The sequence below is a fragment of the Caulobacter sp. genome, assembly GCF_049283275.1.
Taxonomy (GTDB): Bacteria; Pseudomonadota; Alphaproteobacteria; order Caulobacterales; family Caulobacteraceae; genus Caulobacter.
The window spans coordinates 1-4400 of sequence record NZ_JBAPVS010000191.1 but is presented as its reverse complement, the minus strand read 5'-3'; the positions used below and the strand labels follow the sequence as shown (position 1 = coordinate 4400).

The 4400-nt window shown below is 70.5% G+C and carries 5 protein-coding genes; all 5 read right to left on the bottom strand.

Annotated features, from left to right (window positions below; all coding sequences use genetic code 11):
• The coding region (locus tag WAL33_RS10380) for a DEAD/DEAH box helicase (protein WP_422181073.1) at positions 1 to 1385 on the bottom strand (1385 nt) is incomplete at its 3' end.
• Between the two features lie 109 nt (positions 1386 to 1494).
• On the bottom strand, positions 1495 to 2700 hold the full coding sequence (locus WAL33_RS10375; protein ID WP_422181075.1) for a winged helix-turn-helix domain-containing protein: 1206 nt from the start codon (positions 2698 to 2700) through the stop codon (positions 1495 to 1497).
• Between the two features lie 145 nt (positions 2701 to 2845).
• Complete coding sequence (locus WAL33_RS10370; RefSeq protein ID WP_422181071.1) at positions 2846 to 3355, bottom strand: tyrosine phosphatase family protein; 510 nt, start codon at positions 3353 to 3355, stop codon at positions 2846 to 2848.
• Complete coding sequence (gene cobS / locus WAL33_RS10365; protein ID WP_422181069.1) at positions 3352 to 4110, bottom strand: adenosylcobinamide-GDP ribazoletransferase; 759 nt, start codon at positions 4108 to 4110, stop codon at positions 3352 to 3354. Before cobS ends, WAL33_RS10370 begins: the two co-directional genes overlap by 4 nt.
• Positions 4110 to 4400, bottom strand: a 291-nt coding sequence (locus tag WAL33_RS10360) for a nicotinate-nucleotide--dimethylbenzimidazole phosphoribosyltransferase (protein WP_422181067.1), incomplete at its 5' end; no start/stop codon positions are given. The genes cobS and WAL33_RS10360, both read right to left, overlap by 1 nt.

Genomic DNA, 4400 nt, shown 5'->3' with positions numbered 1-4400 from the left:
GCCGGGGCCTGTTCACCGCCGCGCGGCTTGCGCACGCGGGCAGGGCGCTTGGCGGGGACTTCACCAGGAGCCGACGGGATCGGCTCGCCGGCGATGGCGGCTTCCAGGTTGGCGGCGGCCACGGCCGACGGTTCGGTCGGGGCGCGGTTGCGATCGCGGTCACGGCCATGTTCGCCGCCGCGCGAGCGGTCGCGATCCCGTCCGCCGCCACGCTTGCTGTCGCCTTCGCGGCGCACGGTCACGGCGTTGGAATAGTCCAGGTCGAGTTTTTCTTCGGTCGGGGTCGAGCCGATCAGCTTGACCACCTTGTCGAAGCCCTTGTCGTCGGCCGGGGTGACCAGCATGTAGGTGACGCCCGAACGCCCGGCCCGGCCGGTGCGGCCGATGCGGTGGACGTAGTCGTCGGCGTGGTGCGGGACGTCGTAGTTAAAGACGTGGCTGACGGCCGGGATGTCGAGACCGCGCGCGGCGACGTCGGAAGCCACCAGGATCTTCAACGAACCGTCGCGGAAGGCCGCCAGGGTCTTCATGCGCTGGCTCTGGTCCAGGTCGCCGTGGATCGCGGCGGCGTCGAAGCCATGCGACCGCAGCGACTTGGCGACCACGTCAACCTCGGTCTTGCGATTGCAGAACACGATGCCGGTCTCGATCTGGGCCTTTTCGATCAGGGCCCGCAGCGCCAGGCGCTTGGCCTTGGGATCCGACGAGGGCACCTTGACCAGCAGCTGGGTGATGTTCTCGTTGGTGGTCGCCGGCCGCGCCGCCTCGATCCGCACGGGATCCTTGAGGAATTGCTTGGTCAGGCGGGTGATTTCCGGCGGCATGGTCGCCGAGAAGAACAGGGTCTGCTTCTTGGGCGGCGTCATCTTGAAGATGCGCTCGATGTCCGGAATGAAGCCCATGTCGAGCATGCGGTCGGCCTCGTCGACGACGAGGAACTGCACGCCGGTCATCAGCAGCTTGCCGCGTTCGAAGTGGTCGAGCAGGCGGCCCGGGGTGGCGATCAGCACGTCGACGCCGCGATCGAGCTTCTTTTCCTGGTCGCCGAACGACACGCCGCCGATCAGCAGCGCCCACGAGAGCTTGGTGCCCTTGGCGTACTTCTCGAAGCTGGAGGCGACCTGGTCGGCCAGCTCGCGGGTCGGGGCGATGACCAAGGCGCGCGGCATGCGCGCCTTGGCGCGGCCGTTCATCAGCTTGTCGATCAGGGGCAGGGTGAAGGCGGCGGTCTTGCCGGTGCCGGTCTGGGCGATGCCCAGAACGTCCTGGCCGGCCAGGGCCACCGGGATGGCGGCCGCCTGGATGGGGGTGGCCGTCGTATAGCCGGTGTCGGCGACCGCTTGGAGGGTCGTGGGCGAAAGCCCGAGTTCGGAAAATTCTGTCATATCACGCTGGTCTGAAGTCCAGAGCCGCCCGTGTTTGGGCGAACGGGCGGCGCGGATTCGCCAAGCCTGCTCCAGAAGCTGCGGATAAATAGGCTTTGGCGGGCCAAAGTCAATGTCCGCCGACCTCCGCCGCCAGGGCCGAGCTCAAATCGCCGCTCCGCGCGACCGCTATATCCGTAAGGCCCAGCCACGCGGCCATGAGCCGTAGTTCAGCGGCGAGGGCGGGGGCCGTCGCGCCGTCGGCCTGGGGCTCGCGATGGGCTGAAAGAACCCGCAGCAAACCCGCCTTGCGGTCCGCCTTGAGATCGACGCGCGCGGTGATCGCCTCGCCTTGCAGAAAGGGCAGCACATAATAGCCGTGGGTGCGCTTGTGGGCCGGGGTGTAGATTTCCAGCCGTATGCGGACGTCGAACAGGCGCTCGGCCCGCTCGCGGAACCAGATCAGGTTGTCGAACGGGGAGAGCAGGGCGTTGGCCTTCACGGCGCGCGGCCGCTGGGCGTCCGGGGCCAGATAGGCGGGTTGGTCCCAACCTTCGACCTCGACCGGCATCAGGTCGCCACTCTCGACCAGATCCGCCACGCCGCGCCGCGCGTCGGCGAGGCTCATGCGGAAATAGTCGCGCAGATCGCGTTCCGTGGCGACGCCGAGCGCGCGGGCCGCGCGACGCAGCAGGATGCGATGGGCTTCATCGCGGGACGGGGTCGGCGTCGACCAGATCGCCTTGGGCAGCACTCTTTCCGGAAGGTCATAGACGCGTTCGAACGTCCCGCGCCGGGTGGCGGTGGTCAGCTCCCCGGCCCAGAACAGGCATTCGGTCGCCCGCTTGGCCTCGCTCCAGCCCCACCAGCCGCTTTGGCCGCGCTCGCCCAGGCCCAGCTCGCCGGCCGACAGCGGGCCGCGCTCGTGGATCGCCGCCAGGGCCTTGTCGATGAACGGTCGGTGCTCGGTCAGGAACCGGGCGACGCCCTTCCAGACGCCGACCCCGGCCCGCGCGTCCTCCATCCGCCAGCGCAGCAGGGGCTGCAGGTCCAGCGGCATCAGCGAGGCCTCGTGGCCCCAATATTCGAACAGCGCCGGCTTCCTGCCCCAGGCCAGGTCCTCCAGCAGGACGCGCGGATAGGCGCCCAGGCGCGAGAACAGCGGCAGGTAGTGCGAGCGCGAGACGACGTTGACGCTGTCGATCTGCAGCAGGGCCAACCGCTCGATCACGGTGGTCAAATGACGGCGGGTCGGCTTGTCGGGACGGGCGTCGGCGAACCCCTGGGCGGCCAGGGCGATGCGACGGGCTTGCTTGTGCGACAGGAGCTCGACCATGGACCGAGTGAGCACGGCCCGGCGTCTGATGACAAGGTATCGGCCGTGGACTGCTGACGGATGCCGTCACCACGGCCGACGTGCAGCATGAGCTCGGCTAGCTAAACTTGTTCGATGCCTGGGAAAATCGGCGTGAGCTAAAGCTTCACCTTAGTGGCAACTCGAACAGCGCGCCCTCGAAGGTGTTGGCGCCGCGGCCGATCTCGGCGACGGCGGCCGACATCCGGCCTGCCCGGCCCAGCACCGCGTCGGCCAGGCTGACCACCAGCGGATTGGGGGTGGCGTAGGGGGCGGCGGCGCGCAGGGCCTGGGCGATGTCGCGCTCGGACCGCGTGGGTCCGCGCTGACAGGCGATGACGAAGGCCGCCGCCGTCGAGCGGCTGACTCCGGCCCAGCAATGGATCAGCATCGGCCGCGCCGCGTCCCATCCGGCCGCGAAGTCGAGGAGCCGGGCGACCAGGGCCCCGTCGGGCGCGGTGAAGCCTTCGCGGCGCTCGGCGATGTCGTGAAAGGCCAGCCGCAGATGTTCGCCGTCAACGTCGAAGGTGGGCCACGCCGCGTCGGCGGCGGGCGCCAGCAGGCTGACCAGATGCGACGGCCGATGCAGGGTTCGGGCCGTCTCGACCTGGCTGAGGGGGCAGACGAGCAGGGTCATCGCGTCGCCATCAAGGCCGAAACGCCCAGCATGACGCCAAGCTCGCAGGCTTGCTCGACGCCGCCCAGCACGTCGCCGGTGTGGCCGCCGATCAGCCGCCGCGCCGTCAAGGCCAGGGCCGCCGCCAGGATCGCCCCGACAGCCGCCCCGACCAGGCCGGGCCAGCCCAGCAGCGCCAGCGGCCAAAGGCCCAGCACGGCGGCGATCAGCAGCTCGAACGGCCGTACGCCGTCGGGCGCGGGCTTGTACTTGGCGTCGTCGCGGTCGCTGACATGGCGTCCCAGCACCATGACCGCCACGGCGGCGACGCGGCCCACGCCGTGGGCGGCGACCAGGGCCAGGGCGGCGGTTGCGAGCGGCAGAGGCGCCAGGGCCGCGACCTTGATCGCCAGAGTCAGGCCCAGGGCCAGGACCCCGTAGGTCCCGACCCGGCTGTCCTTCATGATCTCCAGGCGACGCGCGGGCGTCTGGCCGCCGCCCAGGCCGTCGGCGGTGTCGGCCAGGCCGTCCTCGTGGAAGCCGCCGGTCACCAGCACGCCCGCCGCCACGGCCAGCAGGGCCGGCAACGGGCCGCTCCACAGCTGTCCGGCCGCCAGCAGAACGGTGGCGCAGATCACGCCCACCAGGATCCCGACCAGCGGATAGTAGCGGGCGGCGCGGGTGATCCAGTCGGGCTGGAAGTCGACGAACGAGGGCGCGGGAAGACGGGTCAGGAACTGCAGGGCGCAGAAGAACAGCTTCAGCTGGCGCGGCATCAGTCGGGTCCGGCCAGGACGTCGACCAGGGCCGCGACGTCGGTCAGCAGGTTGGCGGCCGCGACCAGCAGCGGGGCGGCCAGGGCCGCGCCCGTGCCTTCGCCCAGCCGCAGGTCCAGGTCCAGCAGCGGACGCACGCCCAGGGCCCGCAGCATGGCCGGATGGCCGCGCTCGGCCGAGCCGTGGGCGAACACGCAATAGTCGAGGGCGGCGGGAACCAGCCGCACGGCGGCCAGGGCCGCGGCCGTGCTGATGAAGCCGTCGACCAGCACCACCCGTCGCATCGAGGC